The sequence below is a fragment of the Streptomyces sp. NPDC040718 genome (assembly GCF_055593565.1).
Genome location: NZ_JBVIXO010000002.1, coordinates 196,390 through 219,665, shown reverse-complemented (window position 1 = coordinate 219,665; position 23,276 = coordinate 196,390). Strand labels below are relative to the sequence as shown.

The following is a 23,276-nucleotide window of genomic DNA, read 5'->3' as shown; positions in this document are numbered from 1 at the left end:
AGTGTTCTGGTCCTGCTCGCCGAGTGGATGTTCAGGCGGCAGCGTTCTGGTACCTGCGTGGGTCAGGGCCGTCTCTCAGCGCGTTCCCAGGCCACCGTCGGAGGCCGACACGACTCCGGACTCGTACGCCGCTATCACCAGCTGGGCGCGGTCGCGGGCGCCCAGCTTGGCCAGGAGGCGGCCGATGTGGGTCTTCACCGTGCCCATGCTCAGGTGCAGACGCGCTGCGATCTCGTCATTCGACAGGCCCCGCGCGATCAGCTCGAGGACCTCGCGCTCCCGCTCCGTCACTCCCGTCAGCGGGGCGGGACCCCGGCTCGGGGCCGGGTCGCGCCTGCTGGTGAAGTCCTCGATCAAGCGGCGCGTGACGGACGGAGCCAGCAGGGAGTCGCCCGCGGCGACGACCCGGATGGCGGCCAGAACCTCCGCCGGAGGGGCGTCCTTGAGGAGGAAGCCGGAGGCACCGGCCCGTAGGGCCGCGTAGACGTACTCGTCGAGGTCGAACGTGGTCAGGATCAGCACCCGTACCCCGGCGGTCTCCGGGGAGCCGCAGATCTGCCGGGTTGCCTCGATGCCGTCCATGACGGGCATCCGAACGTCCATCAGGACCACGTCCGGTCGGTGCAGGCGGGCCAGTTCGATGGCTTCGGCCCCGTCACCCGCCTCTCCGACGGCAGTGAGACCGGGCTCGTTGTCGACGAGGATCCGGAAGGAGCCCCGCAGCAACACCTGGTCGTCGACGACGAGTACCCGGGTCGCGTCGGTCATTCGGTCCTCCTCGCGCCGTCCCGGGGCAGGCGGGCGGAGACCATGAAGCCACCCTCGGTACGAGGGCCCGCGCTGAATGTCCCGCCGTACGTCATCACCCGCTCCCGCATGCCCACCAGGCCGTGCCCGCCCGGCGGCGCGCGGTCGGGGCCGCGGACGCCGTCGTCCGTGACATCGATGCGCACCTCGCGGGGGTCCGCCTCGACCGTCACCCGGCAGCGTGCGGGGGCCGCGTGCTTCACCGCGTTGGTGAGGGACTCCTGGACGATCCGGTGAACGGCCGAGGAGATTCCGGCGGGCAGACCTTCGTCCGGGACCCGGACCGCGAGCTCCACCGCCACGCCGGCCCGTCGGGCCTGATCGGCCAGCAGGGGGAGGGCGTCGATGCCGGGCGTCGGGCCCAGCGGTACGTCGACGGCGCCGGCGTCGGCGCGCAGCACGCCAAGGGCGCGTCGCATGTCGGTCATGGCGGCGCGGCTGGTCTGGTCGATGACACGCAGGGCGTCCACAGCCTCCTCCGGGCGGTGCTGGGCGACGTGACCGGCGACGCCCGCTTTCACGGCGATCAGGCTGAGGCTGTGCGACACGATGTCATGCAACTCGCGTGCGATCCTCAGACGTTCCTCGACGATGGCACGTTCGCTCTGGCGGGCGGCGTGGTCCGCTTCCCGGGCTCGGCGGGCGCGCACCGCGAAGCCCGCCGCCCAGCCGCCGCCCAGGACCAGCCAGACGATGGCGGCGACACCGGCCGCCCCGCTCCAGCTCTCGGCCGGGGTGACCACGGCCTCCCCGGTGAGCACGGCAGCCGCCGAAGCGGTGAGTGTGGCGGCCAGCACCGGTACGGAGTGGCGGGGGGCCCGGGTGAGGGCGACCGCGTAGAGGGTGAGGCCGACCGCGAGGTACGGCTCGCGCGTGATGTCCAGGAGGGTGGCGGCGACGGCTCCGGCAACGGCCGTCAGCGCGGCCGGCACGGGCCACCGCCGGCGGCCCGCGACCGGGAGGCCGACCGCTGCGGCCACGAGCAGGCCCGCCCACACCGGTCCGGTGTAGGCGGGCTGGGTGACGCTGCCGGACATCCGGGCGAAACCGGCGTACGTGGCAGCGATCAGGATCGCGGCTGTCGCGTCGAGTGCGAGGAGACGGCTGTCGTGCGGTCGCCGGAGGAGACGCATGGCCCGACCGTACATCGTCAACCGGCCGTACATCGTCAACCAACCTGACCGGCAACGGTCATGACCGCGAGGGCCGTGATCACCGCGGCGGTCCAGCACAGCACGGCGGCCCGGCGCGGTGCCGGGCCGTCGCGAAGGACGGTGGCACCCAGCGGGACGAGGGCGACGCAGAGTCCGGCGACAGCCACGACCGACAGCGGAGTGGTGCCCTTGAGCACGCCGAGCGGCAGCGCGGCGGCCGCCGCGAGGGCGAGGGCGCGTACCGGGCCGAGTATCCGGGCCCGCCAGGCGCCGATGGCGAGGAGCAGCCAGCCGCCCATGATCGCAAGGTTGAGGGCGCTGAAGATGTGGAAGGCGCCGTACGTCTCGCCGACGAACCGGGTTGCGGCCTCGGCGCCTTGCCGGTCGGCGAGCTGGAAGGCGAGGTGGTCCACGCCGACGTGGAAGGTCCGAGCGAAGAGCCCGAGGACGCCGAAGATCCCGCCCCACAGGGCCAGTCCGGGGCTGCGGTGGCCGATGCGGGAGGCGAGTGCGGCCAGGGCGGGCCAGAGCAGGACGGTTCCGGCGGCGAAGGCGCCGTAGGAGGCCGCGATCAGGCCGGGGTGCTCGACGCGGGCGGCGAGCTGCTCGGGGTAGAAGAAGTGGAACGGAAGTCTCAACAGGACTCCGGTGCCCAGGAGTAGCGGCCCGGTGACCAGCGAGACCCCGCCCGCCCAACGCCCGGGAAAGCCCGACCACTCCATCGGCAGCAGCCGGGCCTTCGCCGGGACGGCGGTGTCGTCTACGAGGGGTGTGCTCCGTATGGTCGTCATGCCGTGAACGATCCCGCCCGCAAGGGCCCCGCCGCGTCGGAGCACGGTCCGCTTCCCGGCATCGGCCCCAGGTCCGACGATGCCCTTCTCCCCAGCCCCGGTGTCAGACCACGGTCCGACACCGGGCGGGACAATGGTGCGCTAGTGGTGCGCGACTCCTGAATAGGTCTAGACAACGACGAAGGCCCAGGTCGCTGACCTGGGCCTTCGTTCAAGAGCGGATGACGGGAATCGAACCCGCGCTATAAGCTTGGGAAGCTCATGTTCTACCATTAAACTACATCCGCAAGGTGGGCCAGTTGCCTGGATCCCTACCGTTGCACACTGTACCCCATGATCGACCCCCGGTGAATTCTCCCGTCCGGGTCGGCGTCGCCTCCGCATCGCAGGAGGGTTCGTGGGGGCGGGAGTTGGGGCGTACCGTGGGGGTGCGGAGCGGCGGCTGGAGTGGGTCCCGATCATCCCCTAATGTGGCGATTCATCGCGTTACGGCTCGTTGGGGAAAGGGACTCGATGGAGCACACAGTCGTCCGTTGTGCCGAAGGGCATGTTTTCAACACCGCTTCGTTCCCGTTGCAGCACCTCGGTGCCGGCCGGATCGGGCCCGGGCGGCTGCTGCGGTGTCCGCGGTGCGCGCGGCTGAGGCACGCGGTGCCCGTCGCCGGCGTCAAGCGGTAGTACGCGGGGCGGCAGGACGGTAGGCGCAGGACGGTAGGCGGGCGCGCGGGGACCCTTCTCGATTGGGGGTGGCCCGCGCGCTCTGCGTATCCTCGGGGCGTGCTTCTCTCCGACAAAGACATCCGGGCCGAGATCGACAGCGGACGGGTTCGCATTGACCCGTTCGAGGAGTCGATGGTGCAGCCCTCCAGCATCGATGTGCGTCTCGACCGGTTCTTCCGGGTCTTCGAGAACCACCGCTATGCGCACATCGACCCCGCCATCGAGCAGCCCGACCTGACCCGCATGGTCGAACCCGAGGGCGACGAGGCGTTCATCCTGCATCCGGGTGAGTTCGTGCTCGCCTCGACGTACGAGGTCATCTCGCTGCCCGAGGACATCGCCTCCAGGCTGGAGGGGAAGTCCAGCCTGGGCCGCCTGGGTCTGGTGACGCATTCGACGGCCGGATTCATCGACCCCGGGTTCTCGGGGCACGTGACCCTGGAGCTGTCGAACCTGGCCACCCTTCCGATCAAGCTCTGGCCGGGCATGAAGATCGGGCAGCTGTGCATGTTCCGCCTCAGCTCGCCCGCGGAGTTCCCGTACGGCAGCGAGCGGTACGGCTCCAGGTACCAGGGGCAGCGCGGGCCGACCGCCTCGCGCTCCTTCCAGAACTTCCACCGCACCCAGGTGAGGCACGAGGCATGAGCGAAGTACGCGAGAACCTGACCTACGAGGGGTTCGGCAACGCCGTCCGCGAGCTGGCGCAGACCATCGCCGACGACGGCTACGAGCCGGACATCATCCTGAGCATCGCCCGCGGCGGCGTGTTCGTCGCCGGCGGTCTGGCGTACGCGCTCGACTGCAAGAACATCCACCTGGTGAACGTGGAGTTCTACACCGGCGTGGGCACCACGCTGGAGATGCCGGTCATGCTGGCGCCCGTGCCCGAGGCGATCGACTTCACGAACAAGAAGGTCCTGATCGCCGACGACGTCGCCGACACGGGCAAGACGCTCAAGCTCGTCCACGACTTCTGCCTCGGCCACGTCGCCGAGGTGCGCTCCGCCGTCATCTACGAGAAGTCCCACTCGCTCGTGCAGTGCGAGTACGTGTGGAAGCGCACCGACGACTGGATCGAGTTCCCCTGGTCGGTCCAGCCGCCCGTGGTGAAGCGCGAGGGCCAGGTCCTCGACGCCTGACCGAGGACACGGACACCACCGCGTACGTGAAGGGCCCGCCGCGCGACCGCGCGGCGGGCCCTTCACGTACGCGTCGGCTAGAGCGTGCCCAGCTTGATCATCGAGAGCAGCGCGACCAGCTGGATCGCGGACGCGCCCAGCGCCTTCTGCCAGGGCAGGTCGTGCGACCTGCTGACCATCGCGGTGAAGAGCGCGCCGGCCGCCAGCCAGGTCACCCAGCCCAGCACCTGCACGAGCATGTTGTCGCCGCCCAGGAACACCGCCACCAGCAGGCGCGGCGCGTCCGTGATGGACATGACCAGCATCGACAGGCCCACGGTCGGCTGCCACGCGCCGTCGCCGCCCAGCTGGCGGGCGAGGGTGTGGGTGACCGCGCCGAGGATCAGGCCGCACAGGACGAAGGCCACGCCGGCGCTGAGGATGATCGGGATCACCTGGGTGAGGGTCGCCTTGATGGCGTCCTCGCGGGCCTTGTCGAAGCCGAAGACCGCGAGCATGCCGTAGACGAAGGTCACGACCAGCGCCGGACCCCAGACGGGGTAGTCGCGCATCTGCAGGAAGGTCGGACCCGGCCGCAGCACGAGGCCGCGAAGCAGGTCCTTCCAGTGCAGCCGCGGCCCGGCGGGGGCCGCGGGGGCCGCGCCCGCGTGGTAGGTCGCGCCCTGGCCGTACGGGTCCTCGCCGACCGAGAAGGCCTGGGTGTACCCCGGGTCGTTCGCGTACGAGGCCCCGTGCGGGCCCGCGTACGGGTCCTGCGGCGGCTGCGGGTGCGGGTGAGGGTGCGGCTGGGAGTACTGGCCCTGGCGGCCCGGCTGGGCCTGCTGCCCGTACGGGTCGAAGTACTCCGGCTCGCCGTGGTCGCCCGCGCCGCCCTGGGCCGGCCACTGCTGCTGCGGCGGCGGCCCGGAGGGAGGGTAGGGCTGATGGCCGTACGGTGCCTGCGGCGCTTGCTGCTGCTGACCGTACGGCTGCTGCCGCGGGGTGTGCGGGGGTTGCTGCGGAGGGTGGTTGTCGTCCCTGCCGCGTCCGATCCTGAATCCAGCCACGTGATCGAAAGTACCTGCTCCGCCGGGCGGCCGTGGCCGGGCCACCGGAACGGGCACCCTTTGCGGCTGACCTGTGACATCCCCTAGGGGGAGCCGGGGGAGGGTGATTTACACGGTTGCGTGAGCTTCTGTAGGGGTTCGTTACGCAGCCGACGGAATGCGTACGTATCGGGTCCGTAGCTTCGTGGGTGTCGCCGCCACGGAGTCACGAACCAGAACGGAAGCCCAAGACATGCGCCCTACCCGCCGCAGCACCGCCCTTCGTACCGCCGCAGTCCTCACCGGCGCCGCCGCCGTACTGGCGCTGCCCGTCGGGTCCGCCTCGGCCGACTCGCCGACGGTGCCGGAACCCGAGGTGCTGCCGGGGATCGAGCAGCCCGTGGTGGATCCGACGGCCGAGCCGTCCGAGAAGCCGTCCGAGAAGCCGTCCGAGAAGCCGACGGCGGAGCGGCCGGCCGAGCGGCCCGGGAAGGGCCGCGCGTACGTCACCACCGTGAGGCTGGCCGACGGGTCGGTCGCCAAGGTCTACAGGCTCGGCGACGGCCACTTCCAGGCGGACGTCTTCGCCGGTGGCACCAAGCTGGACACCCTGGTCAGCAGGAACGGCAAGCCGGCGTACGGGCAGAACAACGGCCTGCACGTGGTCCTCCAGCCGAACGGCACCGTGACCTCGTGGATCGAGGGCGGCTCCCGCAAGCCCGTCGAGAAGCCGAAGCCAAAGCCGAAGCCGCAGGTCAAGAAGGAGAGCTCGGTGCGGATCACCATGCCGGACGGGCGGATCGCCCGGCTGGTCGACGGCCCGAAGGGCAAGCGCGCCGAGATCTCCATGCCGAACGGGAACGTGCTCGGCACGATCGACCTGAAGAACCCGAGCGTGCTGAACGACGGCTGGACGTACAAGCTCGTCCAGGACGGGAAGCGCGTGAAGTTCGTCGTCATCGACGGCAAGGGGGGCGGGGACAGCTGGGTGTACGACTTCTCCACCGGCAGGCTGATCGAGCGGTACGAGGCGGAGAAGCCGGCGAAGGCGGAGCCGTCGAAGATCGAGCGGGCCGTCCCGAAGGGCGGCGTGAACGCCGGCGCCGCGGGGCCCTCGGACCCGAAGGCCGACACCCCGCTGCTGCTGGCCGCGGGCGGCGGCATGGCCGCGACGGGCGCGGCGGGCCTCGGCTTCGCGATGCTCCGCCGGAACCGCGGCAACGACTGATACGCGGAACGGCCGGTCCCCCTGAGGGGACCGGCCGTCCTACTGCCGTGTTCGGGCGGGGGCTACTTGGCCGCCTCGGGCTTCGCCCCGTCCTTGCCGTCGGCCGCGGGAGCCGCAGCCTCGGCCTTGTCCTCGTCCGCAGCCCCGTCCTTGGCCGCAGCCTCGTCCTCGGCGGGTCCGTCGGCCTCGACCGGAGCCTCGGCCTCGTCCTCGGCCTTGGCCGGGGCCTCCGCCTCGGCCGGAGCGTCGCCCTCGGCCTTGTTCGGAGCCTCCGCCGTGACCTCGGCCTCGGTGTCCGTCTCCGGCTTCGCCGCGGGAGTCTCGTCGTCGGCAGCCTCGGTCTCCGCGGCGGCCTTGTCCTCGGCCTTCGGCTCGGCGTCGGCCTTCGGCTCGGCGTCGGCCTTCGGCGCCGCCTCGGCCTTGGCCGGAGCAACCGCCTTGGCCTCGTCCTCGGCCGGAGCCTCGGCCTCCGCCTCTTCCTTGGCCTCGGCCTCCGGCTTCGCCTCTTCCTCGGCCTCGGCCTCAGCGGCCGCCTTGGCCTCCGCCTCTTCCTTGGCCTTCGCCTCCGCGGCGGCAGCCGCCTCGGCCTTGGCTTCGGCCTCTGCCTTGGCCTTGGCTTCGGCCTCTGCCTTGGCCTTGGCTTCGGCCTCCGCCTTGGCCTTGGCCTTCGCCTCGGCTTCCGCAGCCGCCTTCGCCTCGGCCTCCGCGGCGGCAGCGGCCTCGGCCTCCGCCGTCAGCGCCGCCAGTTCCTCCTCCGTCGGCTCCGGGGCCTTCACCGACTCCAGCAGCAGCTGCGCCACGTCCACGACCTGGACGGACTCCTTCGCCTGGCCGTCGTTCTTCTTGCCGTTCACCGAGTCGGTCAGCATCACCAGGCAGAACGGGCAGGCCGTCGACACGATGTCCGGGTTCAGCGAGAGGGCCTCGTCGACGCGCTCGTTGTTGATGCGCTTGCCGATCCGCTCCTCCATCCACATCCGCGCGCCACCGGCGCCACAGCAGAAGCCCCGCTCCTTGTGGCGGTGCATCTCCTGCTGCCGCAGCCCCGGCACGGCGGACATGATCTCGCGCGGCGGCGTGTAGACCTTGTTGTGCCGGCCCAGGTAGCAGGGGTCGTGGTACGTGATCAGACCGTCGACCGGCGTCACCGGCGTCAGCCGGCCCTCGTCGATCAGGTGCTGGAGCAGCTGCGTGTGGTGGATGACCTCGTACTCGCCGCCCAGCTGCGGGTACTCGTTGGCGATGGTGTTGAAGCAGTGCGGGCAGGTGGAGACGATCCGCTTCGCCGACTTCGGCTTCTTCGTCGCCGGGTCGTCGTCGTCCTCGCCGAACGCCATGTTCAGCATGGCCACGTTCTCCTGGCCCAGCTGCTGGAACAGCGGCTCGTTGCCCAGGCGGCGCGGCGAGTCACCGGTGCACTTCTCGTCGCCGCCCATGATCGCGAACTTGACGCCCGCGATGTTCAGCAGCTCCGCGAAGGCCTTCGTGGTCTTCTTCGCCCGGTCCTCCAGGGCGCCCGCGCAGCCGACCCAGTACAGGTAGTCGAACTCCGAGAGGTCCTCCGCGTCCTTCCCGATGATCGGGACCTCGAAGTCGACCTCCTTCGTCCACTCCACGCGCTGCTTCTTGGCCAGACCCCAGGGGTTGCCCTTCTTCTCCAGGTTCTTGAGCATCGTGCCCGCCTCCGACGGGAACGCGCTCTCGATCATCACCTGGTAGCGGCGCATGTCGACGATGTGGTCGATGTGCTCGATGTCGACCGGGCACTGCTCCACGCACGCACCACAGGTCGTGCAGGACCACAGCACGTCCGGGTCGATGACGCCGTTCTCCTCGGCGGTGCCGATCAGCGGGCGCTCGGCCTCCGCCAGGGCGGCCGCCGGGACGTCCTTGAGCTGCTCGGCGGTCGCCTTCTCCTCGCCCTCCATCGTCTTGCCGCCGCCCGCGAGCAGGTACGGGGCCTTCGCGTGCGCGTGGTCGCGCAGCGACATGATCAGGAGCTTCGGGGACAGCGGCTTGCCGGTGTTCCAGGCGGGGCACTGCGACTGGCAGCGGCCGCACTCGGTGCAGGTGGAGAAGTCGAGGATGCCCTTCCAGGAGAACTGCTCGACCTGGGAGACGCCGAAGACGTCGTCCTCGCCCGGCTCCTCGAAGTCGATCTCCTTGCCGCCGCTCGTCATCGGCTGGAGGGCGCCGAGCGCCGTCGAACCGTCGGCGTTGCGCTTGAACCAGATGTTCGGGAAGCCGAGGAAGCGGTGCCAGGCCACACCCATGTTGGTGTTGAGCGAGACCGTGATCATCCAGATGAAGGAGACGCTGATCTTCACCATCGCGGTGAAGTAGATGGCGTTCTGGATGCCGCTGAACGAGAGCCCCTTGAAGGCCAGCACCAGCGGGTACGAGGCGAAGTACGCCGGCTCGTACGACTCGACGCCGTGGATCGCGCCCTCGAGGCCGCGCAGGGCCAGGATCGCGAGGCCGATGGTGAGGATGACGTACTCGACGAAGTACGCCTGCCAGGCCTTCGAGCCGGCGAAGCGCGACTTGCGGCCGGCCCGCGAGGGAAGGTTGAGCAGGCGGATCGCCATCAGGACGACGATGCCGACGACCGTCATCACGCCGATGAACTCGGTGTAGAGCTCGAACGGCAGGAAGTCGCCGACGATCGGCAGCAGCCAGTCCGCCTGGAAGAGCTGGCCGAAGGCCTGCACCAGGGTGGGCGGCAGCGTCAGGAAGCCGATCGCGACGAACCAGTGCGCGAAGCCGACGATGCCCCACCGGTTCATCCGGGTGTGGCCGAGGAACTCCCTGACCAGGGTGATCGTTCGGTCCTTCGGGCGGTCTGTGCGGCTGCCCGCCGGTACGGGTTGGCCGAGCTTCACGAACCGGTAGATCTGCGCCACGGCTCGGGCGATCAGCGCGACGCCGACCACGGTCAGGACCAGCGACACGATGATCGCGGCGAGTTGCATGGGAGGGCTCCTCGGGCGGGACTTACTAAGCGGTAACTTATTGAGTCAAGGCTTGAGGTTACCCAGTTCCAGCGCCGCACTGTAGGTGAGCGTGCGGTGATCTGTGTCGCTCAGGCATGCCTCTGTCGGTAGGCCGCCCGAGGGGTCTGCGCGAGGATCGCGAGATCCATCCCCAGCCAATGGCTCTCCACATAGTGCCGGTCCAGCAGGGCCATCTCCTCCCAGGGGAGGTCGGAACGTGCGCTGACCTGCCACAATCCGGTCATTCCGGGACGTACGAGCAGCCGTTCCGGGTGGTCGGTACGGGCCTCGGGGCGCGGCCCGACCAGCGACATCTCGCCGCGGGCCACGTTGAGCAGCCGCGGCAGCCCCTCCAGGGCGCACCGGCGCACCAGCTCGCCCGCCCGCCCCGCCCCCTCGGTGCGCAGCCGCCAGGCGCGGAAGGGGCGCCCGCCGAGCCCGAGCGCGGGGTCGCGTACGAGGACGCCCGCGCGGGTCACCGCGTACAGCAGGGCGGCCGCCGCCAGGGCCGGGACGGCGCACAGCGGCAGCAGGACCGCCGCGCCGACGAGGTCGAAGACCCGCTTCGCCGGTGGCCCGGCCGGCCATCGCACCGGCGTCCGGGTCGGGATCCGCGTCCGGAGCCGGAGCCCTGGCCGGGCGGTGAGGGGGTGCGGCAGAGGCATGCCAGCACGCTGCCGGACGCCCGCCCGGCCCCCGGTGCGCCGCGCGGTCGCGCCCCGCGCCCGGAACCCGTTCGGCTGCGGGCCGTCCGCCGGGACTCCGCCCCGGAGCCCGCGCCTCGATCGCCGGCGGGCCGGATCCCGTACCGGCCCTGAGCGTAAGCGCAGCCTAAAGGTTGAGCCCCCAAGGCTCACCTCTGTTGACGCCGACGCGGCGTTACGGCACTCTTGAGTCTGTTCCACTCAAGTCAGCTGGAGGAATCGAAATGGCACGTGCGGTCGGCATCGACCTGGGCACCACTAACTCCGTCGTCAGCGTTCTCGAAGGCGGCGAGCCCACCGTCATCACCAACGCCGAGGGTGCCAGGACCACGCCGTCCGTCGTCGCCTTCGCCAAGAACGGCGAGGTCCTCGTCGGCGAGGTGGCCAAGCGCCAGGCGGTCACGAACGTTGACCGGACCATCCGCTCCGTCAAGCGCCACATGGGCACTGACTGGAAGATCAACCTGGATGGCAAGGACTTCAACCCGCAGCAGATGAGCGCCTTCATCCTGCAGAAGCTGAAGCGCGACGCCGAGGCGTACCTGGGTGAGAAGGTCACGGACGCGGTCATCACCGTTCCCGCCTACTTCAACGACTCCGAGCGCCAGGCGACGAAGGAGGCCGGCGAGATCGCGGGCCTGAACGTCCTGCGCATCGTCAACGAGCCGACCGCCGCCGCCCTGGCGTACGGCCTCGACAAGGACGACCAGACCATTCTCGTCTTCGACCTCGGTGGCGGCACCTTCGACGTGTCGCTCCTGGAGATCGGCGACGGTGTCGTCGAGGTGAAGGCCACCAACGGTGACAACCACCTCGGTGGCGACGACTGGGACCAGCGCGTCGTCGACTACCTGGTGAAGCAGTTCGCCAACGGCCACGGCGTCGACCTGTCCAAGGACAAGATGGCGCTCCAGCGCCTGCGCGAGGCCGCCGAGAAGGCGAAGATCGAGCTGTCCTCCTCCACGGAGACCTCGATCAACCTGCCGTACATCACGGCCTCCGCCGAGGGCCCGCTGCACCTGGACGAGAAGCTCACCCGCGCCCAGTTCCAGCAGCTGACCGCGGACCTGCTCGACCGCTGCAAGACCCCGTTCCACAACGTCATCAAGGACGCCGGCATCGCGCTGTCCGAGATCGACCACGTGGTCCTGGTCGGCGGCTCCACCCGCATGCCGGCCGTCGCCGAGCTCGTCAAGGAGCTCACCGGCGGTCAGGACGCCAACAAGGGCGTCAACCCGGACGAGGTCGTCGCCATCGGCGCCACCCTCCAGGCCGGTGTCCTCAAGGGTGAGGTCAAGGACGTCCTGCTCCTCGACGTGACCCCGCTGTCCCTCGGCATCGAGACCAAGGGCGGCATCATGACCAAGCTCATCGAGCGCAACACGACCATCCCGACCAAGCGGTCGGAGATCTTCACGACGGCCGAGGACAACCAGCCGTCCGTGCAGATCCAGGTCTACCAGGGCGAGCGCGAGATCGCGGCGTACAACAAGAAGCTCGGCATGTTCGAGCTGACGGGCCTGCCGCCGGCCCCGCGCGGCGTCCCGCAGATCGAGGTCTCCTTCGACATCGACGCGAACGGCATCATGCACGTCACGGCCAAGGACCTTGGCACGGGCAAGGAGCAGAAGATGACCGTCACCGGCGGCTCCTCGCTCGGCAAGGACGAGGTCGACCGCATGCGCCAGGAGGCCGAGCAGTACGCGGACGAGGACCTGCGCCGCAAGGAGGCCGCCGAGTCCCGCAACCAGGGCGAGCAGCTCGTCTACCAGACGGAGAAGTTCCTCGCGGACAACGCGGAGAAGGTCCCGGCCGAGGTCAAGACCGAGGTCGAGACGGCCGTCACCGAGCTGAAGGACAAGCTCAAGGGCGAGGACACCGCCGAGATCCGCACCGCGACCGAGAAGCTCGCCGCGGTCAGCCAGAAGCTCGGCCAGGCCATCTACGCCGACGCCCAGGCCGCCCAGGCCGCCGGCGGCGCGGGTGACGCGGGCCAGGCCAAGGCCGACGACGACGTCGTCGACGCCGAGATCGTCGACGACGAGAAGCCGAAGGGCGGCGCTGCCTGATGTCGGAGGAGACCCCGGGTTTCGACGAGAAGCCTGAAGTCCCCACCGGCGCCGACGACGCGGAGCCGAAGGCCGCCGACTCCTCCAAGGAGGAGGACGAGGCGGCCCCGGCCGGGGACAAGGCTCAGGACGTCGCGCTCCTGGCGCAGCTGGACCAGGCCCGTACCGCGCTCGGCGAGCGCACCGCGGACCTCCAGCGGCTCCAGGCCGAGTACCAGAACTACCGTCGCCGCGTGGAGCGGGACCGGGTCGCCGTCAAGGAGATCGCGGTCGCGAGCCTGCTGACGGAGCTCCTCCCGACCCTGGACGACATCGGCCGCGCGCGGGAGCACGGCGAGCTGGTCGGCGGCTTCAAGTCGGTGGCCGAGTCGCTGGAGACCGCCGCCGCCAAGATGGGGCTGCAGCAGTTCGGCAAGGAGGGCGAGCCCTTCGACCCGACGATCCACGAGGCCCTGATGCACTCGTACGCGCCGGACGTCACCGAGACGACGTGCGTGGCGATCCTGCAGCCGGGGTACCGCATCGGCGAGCGCACGATCCGCCCCGCGCGGGTCGCGGTGGCCGAGCCCCAGCCGGGCGCGGCACCCGCCGCGAAGTCCGAGTCCGGTGACGGCGACACGCCGTCCGACAAGGACACGGATGCCCCCGACAAGGGCTGACGCACACCATGTAGGGATCCGAGAGGAGGGACACCGGGGATGAGCACGAAGGACTTCGTCGAGAAGGACTACTACAAGGTCCTCGGTGTCCCGAAGGACGCCACCGAGGCCGAGATCAAGAAGGCGTACCGGAAGCTCGCCCGCGAGTTCCACCCGGACGCCAACAAGGGCGACGCCTCGGCCGAGGAGCGCTTCAAGGAGATCTCCGAGGCGAACGACGTCCTCGGCGACGCCAAGAAGCGCAAGGAGTACGACGAGGCCCGCGCGCTGTTCGGGAACGGCGGCTTCCGCCCCGGCCCGGGCGGCGGCTCGTTCAACTTCGACCTGGGCGACCTGTTCGGCGGTACGCAGCAGGCCGGCCAGGGCGGCTTCGGCGGCGGCCTGGGCGACGTCTTCGGCGGTCTGTTCAACCGCGGCGCGGGCGCCGGTGCGGGCACCCGCACCCAGCCGCGCCGCGGCCAGGACGTGGAGTCGGAGGTCACCCTCTCCTTCACGGAGGCCGTGGACGGCGCGACCGTGCCGCTGCGGATGTCCTCGCAGGCTCCCTGCAAGGCCTGTTCGGGCACCGGCGACACGAACGGCACCCCCAGGGTGTGCCCGACCTGCGTCGGCACCGGCCAGGTCTCCCGGGGCAGCGGCGGCGGCTTCTCGCTGACCGACCCCTGCGCGGACTGCAAGGGCCGCGGCCTGATCGCGGAGAACCCCTGCGAGGTCTGCAAGGGCAGCGGGCGCGCCAAGTCCTCCCGCACCATGCAGGTCCGGATCCCGGCCGGCGTCTCCGACGGCCAGCGGATCCGGCTGCGCGGCAAGGGCGCTCCGGGCGAGCGCGGCGGCCCGGCGGGCGACCTGTACGTGGTGGTGCACGTCGGCACCCACCCGGTGTTCGGCCGCAAGGGCGACAACCTCACGGTGACGGTCCCGGTGACCTTCGCCGAGGCCGTCCTGGGCGCCGACATCAAGGTGCCGACGCTGGGCGGCCCCCCGGTCACCCTGAAGCTCCCCCCGGGCACCCCCGGCGGCCGCACCATGCGGGCCCGCGGCAAGGGCGCGGTCCGCAAGGACGGCACCCGCGGCGACCTGCTCGTCACGGTCGAGGTCGCGGTTCCGGCGGAGCTGTCCGACAAGGCCCGCGAGGCCCTGGAGACGTACCGGGACGCGACCGGGTCCGAGGACCCGCGCGCCCTCCTGTTCGAGTCCGCGAAGGGAGCATGACATGGACGGCCGCCGACGACAGCCCCGCTTCGGCGAGGGGGCTTACCAGCTCACCGACGAGACCCCGGTCTACGTGATCTCGGTGGCCGCCCAGCTCTCGGGCCTGCATCCGCAGACCCTGCGCCAGTACGACCGGCTCGGCCTGGTCTCCCCGGACCGTACGGCCGGCCGCGGCCGGCGGTATTCGGCCAGGGACATCGAACTGCTCCGCACGGTGCAGCAGCTGTCCCAGGACGAGGGCATCAACCTGGCCGGGATCAAGCGGATCATCGAACTGGAGAACCAGGTGGCCGCGCTCCAGCAGCGCGTGGCCGAGCTGTCCGCAGCCGTGGACGGGGCGGCCGCCGCCCTCCAGGCCCGCGAGGCCCAGGTGCACGCCTCGTACCGCCGCGACCTGGTCCCGTACCAGCCGCCGATGCCGGGCAACGCGCTGGTCGTCTGGCGCCCCACCAAGCGTCCGGGCGACTGACCCGCCGACCGCGCCGTGAAGGCCCCGTCGGGCCCCTCCCACACGGGAAGGGGTCGAACGGGGCCTTCCGTGCGTCCGGGGGCCCCTGACGGCCGCCTGCGGGCTCCTGTCAGCCCTCGGGGAGCTGTGCCGGGTTCGGTCCGTGCAGGATCCCGGACTGGGCGATGAGGTAGCCCAGTTGGGCCCTGCTGCCGCTGCCCAGGGCGGCGGCCAGCTTCGCGATGTGCGCGCGGCAGGTGCGCACGTTCATTCCCAGCCGGCGGGCGATCGCCTCGTCCACGTGGCCCTCGATCAGCAGCTGCGCGATGGAACGCTGCACTCCCGAGATACCATCCGGGTTGTGCGTGTAAGTGACCTCGTCACCCAACGGCACGGCTCTGCGCCAGAGTTGCTCGAAGACCTTGATGAGGTAGTCCACCAGGCCCGGGTGCCGCAGCTCCAGGGCCACCCGCCGGTCGTCGCTGGCGGGGATGATGGCCACCGTGCGGTCGAAGATCATGAGACGCTCTATCAGCTCCTCCAGCGTGCGGATCTCGACCTTTCCGGCGGAGATCCGGTCCACGTAGGCGAGCGTGCCCTGGCTGTGCCGCACCGTGTGCTGGTAGAGCGTGCGGATGCTCACCCCGCGGTCGATCATCGGCGTGGCCCGCTCCAGGGACTCGCTGAGCACGGAGGTCGGCCGGGCGCCACCCGGCTGGACGGTCAGGGCCTCGGTGTGGCACTCCGCGGTGGCCAGGTCGATGGCGGCGTTGATCTGGTCGAATCCCTCCAGCACCGTGATGGCGTGGGTGTTGGCGGGGCTCTGGGCGCTGATGGTGAGGAACGGCTCGAATGCGTCGGTGAGATCTACGGCGGTGCGCCTGCGTTCCTGGATCTCGCGTTCGATCGGATGGAGCCGCTGGGCCAGTGCGATGGACGGGGGAACCGCGCGCAGCTGGTTCGCGTCGTCCGGGTCGGGTCGCAGTAGCGCGAATTCGAGCAGGCAGGGGGCGTTCGCGACCTCGCCGCGGGCGACGCGGCCGGTGCTCAGGGCGGCCGCGTAGAGTCGCGCCCCCTCGGCGCACATCTCTGTGACGGGGTGGCGATGTGTCGGGTTTATGTCACTTTTGGGCAAATCTCCACCCCCCAGGGTCCTGAACATGTAAGAACATGATGCATCGTCCCTGTGGCACTGACGTGCCTGAATGAGCCATCGTCTGTCAGTGCGGGGGAGAGGATTCCATCAAGTGAGGACGAAGCCGACCATGTATAAGAGAATGCTTCGCTCGGCGCTTGCCGTTGTTTTCTCCGCCGTTGCGGTCTTTGGGGCAGTCGTCGCCGTCGACGGGGACGCGGGGAGCGCTCAGGCTGCCGCCGGTCCGTCGGCCGGGACGGCGGTAGAGAGCGATTTCGGCTGGAACAGCATCCCTGCGAAGGCCTCCTGATGACCCCGGACGACCGCGACTTCCGCCGCGAAATGGCATCCGCGTACCGCTCCGGATGGCAGTTCATAGACCTCGCCACGGCGATCCCCTACGCCGGCGATTCGTTGATGGTCACTCTTTTCGGCCAGCCGATCGTCGTCGTGCGCGAGGAGGACGAGGACGTCCGCGCCTACCGCTGTCTGCGCCGCCCCCGGGGCGCACCGCAGCCCGTCCGCTGCGAAGTGCGGTACGGAATGGTCTTCGTCAACCTCGACCAGCGTGACCACCAGCTCTTCGAGCCCGATATCACCACCGCCACCCCCCGCAGTGCCTGAGGCGATTCCCCCGTCGTTGCAGATCGCTCCAGGTGCTACCCCCACACAACGGCGCCATCGTGGACCTGACCACGATGGCGCCGTTGTGATGTCCGCGTCCAGTGGCCGAACCGGACAATCGCCCCCGGGCCAGGCGGGAGCGCCCGGAGGACCCTCCGGGGCCTCCCCTTGGACGCTCAGGCCCGGCCCATGGCCCGGTCGAGGGTGATCTCCAGGACCACCCGGTCCGGGTTGGGCGAGGGCATCCGCCCGTACCGCTCCGCGTAGCGCGCCACGGCCTCGGCGACCGACGCCTCGTCCGTACGGATCACCGCGCGCCCCTCCAGGGTGGCCCAGCGCCTGCCCTCCATCTGGCAGACCGCCACCCGCGCGCCGCCGCCGGCCGCCGCCAGGACGTTGCGGACCTTCTTGCTGTGCTTGTTGCTGATCACCCGCGCCAGCCCGGCCTCCGGGTCGTACGTCACTCCCACCGGCACCACGTGGGGCGTGCCGTCCGGGCGGGGGGTGGTCAGGGTGCAGACGTGCCGCTCCCGCCAGAAGGCGAGGTACTCGGGCGTCGGGTTGAGTACGTCATGGGACATGGGCCGAAGCGTACGCCCGCGTACCCGCCGGATCCGGCGGGAGAATGGCCCCGAAAGGAGCCTTGAGTGGAATAGACTCAACTTTGCAGATGCTGAATCTGTCAGAGTGCGCACGCGGCCAGCCGGGTGCGACGAGTCACGTACGCCCGCAGGAGAGGAGAAACCGAGAGTGGACGCCGAGCTGACCAACAAGAGCCGCGACGCCCTGAACGCGGCCACGAGCAGGGCCGTCAAGGACGGCCACGCCGACCTGACCCCCGCGCACCTCCTGCTGGCGCTGCTCGCCGGCGAGGACAACGAGAACGTCATCGACCTGCTGGTCGCCACCGACGCCGACCAGGCCGCCGTCCGCGCCGGGGCGGAGCGGCTGCTCGCCGCCCTGCCCAGCGTCACCGGCTCCACCGTCGCGCCCCCGCAGCCCAGCCGGGACCTGCTCGCCGTGCTGGCCGAGGCCGACTCCCAGGCCGGCCGCCTCGGCGACGAGTACCTCTCGACCGAACACCTCCTCATCGCCGTCGCCGCCAAGGGCGGCCCGGCCGGTGAGGTCCTTTCCGCCCAGGGCGCCACGGCGAAGAAGCTGCTGGACGCCTTCCAGAACGCACGAGGAGCACGGCGGGTGACCACCCCCGACCCCGAGGGCCAGTACAAGGCCCTGGAGAAGTTCGGCACCGACTTCACCGCCGCCGCACGCGACGGCAAGCTCGACCCCGTCATCGGCCGCGACCACGAGATCCGGCGCGTCGTCCAGGTCCTCTCCCGCCGCACCAAGAACAACCCGGTGCTGATCGGCGAGCCCGGAGTGGGCAAGACCGCCGTGGTCGAGGGCCTGGCCCAGCGCATCGTCAAGGGCGACGTCCCCGAGTCCCTCAAGGGCAAGCGGCTCGTCTCCCTCGACCTCGGCGCGATGGTGGCCGGCGCCAAGTACCGCGGCGAGTTCGAGGAGCGCCTCAAGACCGTCCTCGCCGAGATCAAGTCGAGCGAGGGCCAGATCATCACCTTCATCGACGAGCTGCACACCGTCGTCGGCGCCGGGGCCGGCGGGGACTCCGCCATGGACGCGGGCAACATGCTCAAGCCCATGCTGGCCCGCGGCGAGCTGCGCATGGTCGGCGCGACCACCCTGGACGAGTACCGCGAGCGCATCGAGAAGGACCCGGCACTGGAGCGCCGCTTCCAGCAGGTGCTGGTCGCCGAGCCCACCGTCGAGGACACCATCGCGATCCTGCGCGGGCTCAAGGGCCGCTACGAGGCCCACCACAAGGTCGTCATCAACGACAGCGCCCTGGTGGCCGCCGCCACCCTCTCCGACCGCTACATCACCTCCCGCTTCCTGCCCGACAAGGCCATCGACCTCGTCGACGAGGCGGCCTCCCGGCTCCGTATGGAGATCGATTCCTCGCCCGTGGAGATCGACGAGCTCCAGCGCTCCGTCGACCGGATGCGGATGGAGGAGCTGGCGCTGAAGAACGAGTCCGACCCGGCCTCGATCGAGCGCCTCGACAAGATCCGCAAGGACCTCGCGGACAAGGAGGAGGAGCTGCGCGGCCTCACCGCCCGCTGGGAGAAGGAGAAGCAGTCCCTCAACCGCGTCGGCGAGCTCAAGGAGCGCCTGGACGACCTGCGCGGCCAGGCCGAGCGCGCCCAGCGCGACGGCGACTTCGACACCGCCTCCAAGCTGCTCTACGGGGAGATCCCGCAGCTGGAGCGCGAGCTGGCGGAGGCCACCGAGGAGGAGGCCGCGGCCGGGACCTCGAAGAACTCCATGGTCAAGGACGAGGTCGGCCCCGACGACATCGCCGACGTGGTCGGCGCCTGGACCGGGATCCCGGCCGGCCGGCTCCTGGAGGGGGAGACCCAGAAGCTCCTGCGCATGGAGGACGAGCTGGGCCGCCGCCTGATCGGCCAGAGCGAGGCCGTACGGGCCGTCGCGGACGCCGTGCGCCGCACCCGCGCCGGCATCGCCGACCCGGACCGGCCGACCGGCTCCTTCCTCTTCCTGGGCCCGACGGGCGTGGGCAAGACGGAGCTGGCCAAGGCCCTCGCGGACTTCCTCTTCGACGACGAGCGGGCCATGGTCCGCATCGACATGTCCGAGTACTCCGAGAAGCACAGCGTGGCCCGGCTCGTCGGCGCCCCGCCCGGGTACGTCGGCTACGAGGAGGGCGGCCAGCTCACCGAGGCCGTCCGCCGCCGCCCGTACAGCGTGGTGCTGCTGGACGAGGTCGAGAAGGCCCACCCCGAGGTCTTCGACATCCTGCTCCAGGTCCTCGACGACGGCCGGCTCACCGACGGCCAGGGCCGGACGGTGGATTTCCGCAACACCATCCTGATCCTCACCTCGAACCTGGGCAGCCAGTTCCTGGTGGACCCCGCCACACCGGCCGAGCAGAAGAAGACGCAGGTCCTGGAGGTGGTCCGGGCGAGCTTCAAGCCGGAGTTCCTCAACCGCCTCGACGACATCGTGGTCTTCTCCGCGCTGACCCGCGACGAGCTGGCGCACATCGCCGAGCTCCAGATCGCCCGGCTCGCCAAGCGCCTCGCCGACCGCCGGCTCGCCCTGGACGTCACTCCCGAGGCCCTGGCCTGGCTGGCGGACAAGGGCAACGACCCGGCGTACGGCGCCCGCCCCCTGCGCCGCCTGATCCAGACGGCCGTCGGCGACCGGCTGGCCAGGGAGATCCTCTCCGGCGAGGTCCGCGACGGCGACACCGTACGGGTCGACGTGGCGGGCGAGGACCTGCTGGTCGGCCGGGCCCTGTAAGGGCCGCACGGCCCCCGTGTCCGCCCGGAGCGGATCGCGGGTGCGGGGCTGGACACGGGGTAGGCGCGATGGGGGAGGATGGCGGTATCCGCACGAAGGGAAGTACACGGTGAGCATCGACCCGGCCTCGATTCCGAACTTCGGGGGTCAGCCCGAACCGCAAGGCCAAGGACCGGCGGGCCCCGTCGTCCCCGACCAGGACCTGGTGAAGCAGCTCCTGGAGCAGATGGAGCTGAAGTACGTCGTCGACGACGAGGGCGACCTCGCGGCGCCGTGGGAGGACTTCCGCACCTACTTCATGTTCCGCGGCGAGGGCGAGCAGCAGGTCTTCTCCGTGCGGACCTTCTACGACCGTCCGCACGCCATCGACGACAAGCCGCAGCTGCTGGAGTCGATCGACGACTGGAACCGCCGCACCCTGTGGCCGAAGGTCTACAGCCACACGCACGACGACGGCTCCGTCCGCCTGATCGGCGAGGCGCAGATGCTGATCGGCACCGGCGTCAGCCTGGAGCACTTCGTGTCCTCCACGGTCAGCTGGGTCCGCGCGTCGATCGAGTTCGACAAGTGGCTGCTGGAGCAGCTCGGCCTGGAGAAGGACGTCGACTCCGCCGAGGGCGACGAGAAGAAGGAGGAGGACGGCGAGTAGCCGTCCCCCCTCCTCCTACAGGGGCACCTTCGCCATCAGGAGCAGGTACGCCCCGTAGCCGTACGAGAGCCCGGCCAGGCCGGCGGTCACCGCGATCGCCGTGCGCGGCCGGGCTCTCGCCATGGCGGCCGCCACCGGCAGCAGCAGCGGGAACGCGGGCAGCAGGAAGCGCGGCTTCGACTCGAAGAAGCCCGCCCCGCCGAAGGTGATCACCAGCAGCGTCCCCGCGTACACGAGCAGCGGCAGCGGCGTCCGGTCCAGTACGGCCAGCACGGCGAGCAGCCCGGCGGCGGCGAGCACCGCCAGCGTCACCGCGACCGGAACGGTCACGGGCCCGCCGGACAGGACCTTCCAGGCCGTCTCCAGGGTCCCGCCGCCGAAGTCGAAGCGCGAGCCCCACTGCCGCTGCACGGTGAAGTAGCCGAAGGGGTCGTGCCGGTGCGCGCCCACGGCCACGACGTACGAGGCCCAGCCCGCGGGCGCGAGCAGCCCGGCCGCCCACACCCCGGGCGCGCGGTTGCCCCGTACCAGCTCCCGCAGGGCCAGCACGGTCACGGCGGCGGCCACGGCGATCCCGGTCGGCCGGGTCAGCCCGGCGAGCGCCGCCAGGGAGGCCGCCCACAGCCAGCGCTCCCGCAGCAGCGCGTACAGCGACCAGGCGGCCAGCGCGCACAGCAGCGGCTCCGTGTAGGCGAGGCTCAGCACCACCGCGTGCGGCAGCGAGGCCCACAGCGCGACGAGCAGCACCCCGGCCCGGGCCCCGAGCAGCAGCTCCCCGATGCGGTACACCCCGACGGCGGCAGCGGCAGCGGCCGTCCAGGACACCACGAGCCCGGCGACGGGGCCGCCGCCGGTGAGGTCCACCAGCAGCGGGTACAGCGGGAAGAAGGCGTAGTCGCTCTGGATGGAATCGGAGGCGGGCCACATGTGGGTGCGGCCGTAGCCGTTGGCGGCGATGGAGAGGTACCAGAAGGAGTCCCAGGAGCCGCCGAGCACCTTGACCGGGTTCCGGCCGGCCCACCAGGCGCCGAGGGCGATGACCAGCACCCCGGCCCCGCGCACGGCGGCGAACACCCCGAGCGCGACCCCGGCCGACCAGGCCGTCCCCGGTCTTCGTCTGGTCCGTCCCGGGGCGGGCGGGATCCGTCTCGTCGTCACGTCCATGCCGGGCCTCAGAGCCGGCGGAGGCGGTCCACGGCCTCCTGGAGCACGTCGGTCTGCTTGCAGAAGGCCCAGCGGACCTGGGTGGCCCCGGCGGACTTGTCGTCGTAGAAGACCTGGTTCGGGATGGCGACGACCCCGCACCGCTCGGGCAGGGCGCGGCAGAAGGCGAGGCCGTCCTTCTCGCCCAGGGGCGAGACGTCGGTGGTGATGAAGTACGTGCCCTGCGGGCGGAAGACCTCGAAGCCGGCGGCGGCGAGCCCGTCGGAGAGGAGGTCGCGCTTGGCGGCGAGGTCCGCGCGGAAGCCTTCGAAGTAGGAGTCGGGGAGGGCGAGGGCCTCGGCGACGGCGTACTGGAAGGGGCCGGAGGAGACGTACGTCAGGAACTGTTTGGCCGAGCGGACCGCCGAGACCAGCGCGGGCGGGGCGGTGATCCAGCCGACCTTCCAGCCCGTGAAGGAGAAGGTCTTGCCGGCGGAGGAGATGGTGACGGTGCGTTCGCGCATGCCGGGCAGGGAGGCCAGCGGCACGTGCGAGCCCTCGAAGACGAGGTGCTCGTACACCTCGTCGGTGACGACGAGGAGGTCGCGTTCGACGGCGAGTTCGGCGACGGCGGCCAGCTCGTCGCGGGTCAGGACGGTGCCCGTGGGGTTGTGCGGGGTGTTGAGCAGGAGCAGCCGGGTGCGCGGGGTGATCGCGTCGCGCAGGGCGTCCAGGTCGGGGCGGAAGTGCGGGGCGCGCAGGGTGAGCGGGACGCGGGCCGCGCCCGCCATGGCGATGCAGGCGGCGTAGGAGTCGTAGAACGGCTCCAGCGCGATGACCTCGTCGCCCGGTTCGAGGAGGGCGAGGAGGGAGGCGGCGATGGCCTCGGTGGCGCCGGCGGTGACGAGGACCTCGGTGTCCGGGTCGTGGGCCAGGCCGTAGAAGCGCTGCTGGTGGGCGGCGATCGCGGTGCGCAGTTCGGGGATGCCGGGGCCGGGCGGGTACTGGTTGCCGCGGCCGTCGCGGATCGCGCGTACGGCGGCTTCCGCGATCTCGGCGGGGCCGTCGGTGTCGGGGAAGCCCTGGCCCAGGTTGATCGACCCGGTGCGGGCGGCCAGTGCCGACATCTCCGCGAAGATCGTGGTGCCGAAGGCGGCGAGGCTGCGGTTGAGGAAGGGGCGGCTGCTGCTGCCCGCGGGTGCGCTCATGAGCGCCATCCTCGGGGGAACCTCTGGAGTTGCTCAAGTGTGCTTTCGAGGCGTTGGCCTGCGGGCATCCCTCCTGCACGCGGGCCACGGGGGTGCCGCGACCCGGGTGACCGGGGTGTGAGGAAGGGGGCGGGGCCATGACCCTTGTCCTGATTCTCGTCTTGGCGGCCGTGGTGGGGGTCGTCGTCCTGGTGGCGCGTCTGTCCGGGTCGGGCGGCAGCGGTTC

20 protein-coding genes, 1 tRNA gene and 1 pseudogene are annotated in these 23,276 nt (G+C 70.9%); 11 read left to right on the top strand and 11 right to left on the bottom strand.

Going from position 1 to position 23,276, the window contains the following annotated elements:
* Positions 1-75: 75 nt before the first annotated feature.
* The 4 genes from ACZ597_RS06285 to ACZ597_RS06270 all read right to left on the bottom strand — a co-directional run bounded on the left by ACZ597_RS06285 (position 76) and on the right by ACZ597_RS06270 (position 3,039).
* A complete protein-coding gene (locus tag ACZ597_RS06285) occupies positions 76-768 on the bottom strand; it encodes a response regulator (RefSeq protein ID WP_471325680.1) in 693 nt (230 codons plus the stop codon).
* Complete coding sequence (locus ACZ597_RS06280; RefSeq protein ID WP_471325678.1) at positions 765-1,940, bottom strand: sensor histidine kinase; 1,176 nt, start codon at positions 1,938-1,940, stop codon at positions 765-767. The genes ACZ597_RS06285 and ACZ597_RS06280 overlap by 4 nt, the downstream gene beginning before the upstream one ends.
* Before the next feature lie 35 nt (positions 1,941-1,975).
* Positions 1,976-2,752, bottom strand: a complete 777-nt coding sequence (locus ACZ597_RS06275; protein ID WP_471325676.1) for a hypothetical protein — start codon at positions 2,750-2,752, stop codon at positions 1,976-1,978.
* A 216-nt stretch (positions 2,753-2,968) separates the two neighbouring features.
* Positions 2,969-3,039: transfer RNA gene (locus ACZ597_RS06270), tRNA-Gly, on the bottom strand.
* Between the two features lie 490 nt (positions 3,040-3,529).
* Between ACZ597_RS06270 and dcd the strand changes: the two genes are divergently transcribed.
* Complete coding sequence (gene dcd, locus ACZ597_RS06265) at positions 3,530-4,117, top strand: dCTP deaminase (protein WP_471325674.1); 588 nt, start codon at positions 3,530-3,532, stop codon at positions 4,115-4,117.
* Complete coding sequence (locus tag ACZ597_RS06260) at positions 4,114-4,611, top strand: phosphoribosyltransferase (protein WP_471325672.1); 498 nt, start codon at positions 4,114-4,116, stop codon at positions 4,609-4,611. The genes dcd and ACZ597_RS06260 overlap by 4 nt, the downstream gene beginning before the upstream one ends.
* Before the next feature lie 77 nt (positions 4,612-4,688).
* On the opposite strand, the gene ACZ597_RS06255 is transcribed toward ACZ597_RS06260, so the two are convergent.
* The gene (locus tag ACZ597_RS06255) at positions 4,689-5,657 is read right to left on the bottom strand and encodes a Yip1 family protein (RefSeq protein WP_471325670.1); all 969 of its coding nucleotides are present in this window, start codon (positions 5,655-5,657) and stop codon (positions 4,689-4,691) included.
* A gap of 232 nt (positions 5,658-5,889) precedes the next feature.
* Here ACZ597_RS06255 and ACZ597_RS06250 point away from each other — a divergent pair, with 232 nt between their 5' ends.
* On the top strand, positions 5,890-6,864 hold the full coding sequence (locus tag ACZ597_RS06250) for a hypothetical protein (protein ID WP_471325667.1): 975 nt from the start codon (positions 5,890-5,892) through the stop codon (positions 6,862-6,864).
* Between the two features lie 713 nt (positions 6,865-7,577).
* Here ACZ597_RS06250 and ACZ597_RS06245 read toward each other — a convergent pair.
* Both ACZ597_RS06245 and ACZ597_RS06240 read right to left on the bottom strand, forming a co-directional pair.
* Positions 7,578-9,836, bottom strand: a pseudogene (locus ACZ597_RS06245) (heterodisulfide reductase-related iron-sulfur binding cluster); the annotation flags it as partial.
* 110 nt (positions 9,837-9,946) lie between these two features.
* Positions 9,947-10,522 carry a sugar transferase gene (locus ACZ597_RS06240; RefSeq protein ID WP_471325665.1) on the bottom strand — a complete coding sequence of 192 codons (576 nt, stop codon included), beginning with the start codon at positions 10,520-10,522 and terminating at the stop codon, positions 9,947-9,949.
* 263 nt (positions 10,523-10,785) lie between these two features.
* Between ACZ597_RS06240 and dnaK the strand changes: the two genes are divergently transcribed.
* Genes dnaK through ACZ597_RS06220 form a run of 4 tightly spaced genes read left to right on the top strand, consistent with a single transcriptional unit; the run spans position 10,786 to position 14,970 of the window.
* Positions 10,786-12,630: a molecular chaperone DnaK gene (gene dnaK / locus ACZ597_RS06235; RefSeq protein ID WP_470969638.1), complete on the top strand. Its 1,845-nt coding sequence runs from the start codon at positions 10,786-10,788 to the stop codon at positions 12,628-12,630.
* Positions 12,630-13,289, top strand: coding sequence for a nucleotide exchange factor GrpE (gene grpE, locus ACZ597_RS06230; RefSeq protein ID WP_471325662.1), 660 nt, complete (start codon positions 12,630-12,632; stop codon positions 13,287-13,289). The genes dnaK and grpE overlap by 1 nt, the downstream gene beginning before the upstream one ends.
* Before the next feature lie 39 nt (positions 13,290-13,328).
* On the top strand, positions 13,329-14,501 hold the full coding sequence (gene dnaJ, locus ACZ597_RS06225) for a molecular chaperone DnaJ (RefSeq protein ID WP_471325659.1): 1,173 nt from the start codon (positions 13,329-13,331) through the stop codon (positions 14,499-14,501).
* Position 14,502: 1 nt separating this feature from the next.
* Entirely contained in the window at positions 14,503-14,970 is a 468-nt protein-coding gene (locus ACZ597_RS06220) for a heat shock protein transcriptional repressor HspR (RefSeq protein ID WP_471325656.1), read from the top strand.
* A 109-nt stretch (positions 14,971-15,079) separates the two neighbouring features.
* Here ACZ597_RS06220 and ACZ597_RS06215 read toward each other — a convergent pair whose 3' ends face one another.
* Positions 15,080-16,111 (bottom strand): helix-turn-helix transcriptional regulator, encoded by a 1,032-nt coding sequence (locus ACZ597_RS06215; protein WP_471325653.1) that lies wholly within the window; start codon positions 16,109-16,111, stop codon positions 15,080-15,082.
* Positions 16,112-16,196: 85 nt separating this feature from the next.
* Here ACZ597_RS06215 and ACZ597_RS06210 point away from each other — a divergent pair, with 85 nt between their 5' ends.
* Complete coding sequence (locus tag ACZ597_RS06210; RefSeq protein ID WP_471325650.1) at positions 16,197-16,394, top strand: hypothetical protein; 198 nt, start codon at positions 16,197-16,199, stop codon at positions 16,392-16,394.
* Positions 16,394-16,708, top strand: coding sequence for a Rieske (2Fe-2S) protein (locus ACZ597_RS06205; RefSeq protein ID WP_030228709.1), 315 nt, complete (start codon positions 16,394-16,396; stop codon positions 16,706-16,708). The genes ACZ597_RS06210 and ACZ597_RS06205 overlap by 1 nt, the downstream gene beginning before the upstream one ends.
* Positions 16,709-16,884: 176 nt before the next feature.
* Here the strand turns inward: ACZ597_RS06205 and ACZ597_RS06200 are convergent, their stop codons facing one another.
* The gene (locus ACZ597_RS06200; RefSeq protein WP_471325647.1) at positions 16,885-17,289 is read right to left on the bottom strand and encodes a pyridoxamine 5'-phosphate oxidase family protein; all 405 of its coding nucleotides are present in this window, start codon (positions 17,287-17,289) and stop codon (positions 16,885-16,887) included.
* Between the two features lie 169 nt (positions 17,290-17,458).
* On the opposite strand from ACZ597_RS06200, the gene clpB reads away from it, so the two are divergent.
* Entirely contained in the window at positions 17,459-20,050 is a 2,592-nt protein-coding gene (gene clpB / locus ACZ597_RS06195; protein WP_471325644.1) for an ATP-dependent chaperone ClpB, read from the top strand.
* Positions 20,051-20,159: 109 nt separating this feature from the next.
* Positions 20,160-20,699: a type III secretion system chaperone family protein gene (locus ACZ597_RS06190; protein ID WP_362458774.1), complete on the top strand. Its 540-nt coding sequence runs from the start codon at positions 20,160-20,162 to the stop codon at positions 20,697-20,699.
* Positions 20,700-20,714: 15 nt separating this feature from the next.
* Here the strand turns inward: ACZ597_RS06190 and ACZ597_RS06185 are convergent, their stop codons facing one another.
* Both ACZ597_RS06185 and ACZ597_RS06180 read right to left on the bottom strand, forming a co-directional pair.
* Positions 20,715-21,863, bottom strand: coding sequence for a glycosyltransferase family 39 protein (locus tag ACZ597_RS06185; protein ID WP_471325641.1), 1,149 nt, complete (start codon positions 21,861-21,863; stop codon positions 20,715-20,717).
* 8 nt (positions 21,864-21,871) lie between these two features.
* Positions 21,872-23,059, bottom strand: coding sequence for a pyridoxal phosphate-dependent aminotransferase (locus tag ACZ597_RS06180; protein ID WP_471325638.1), 1,188 nt, complete (start codon positions 23,057-23,059; stop codon positions 21,872-21,874).
* Positions 23,060-23,276 lie beyond the last annotated feature (217 nt).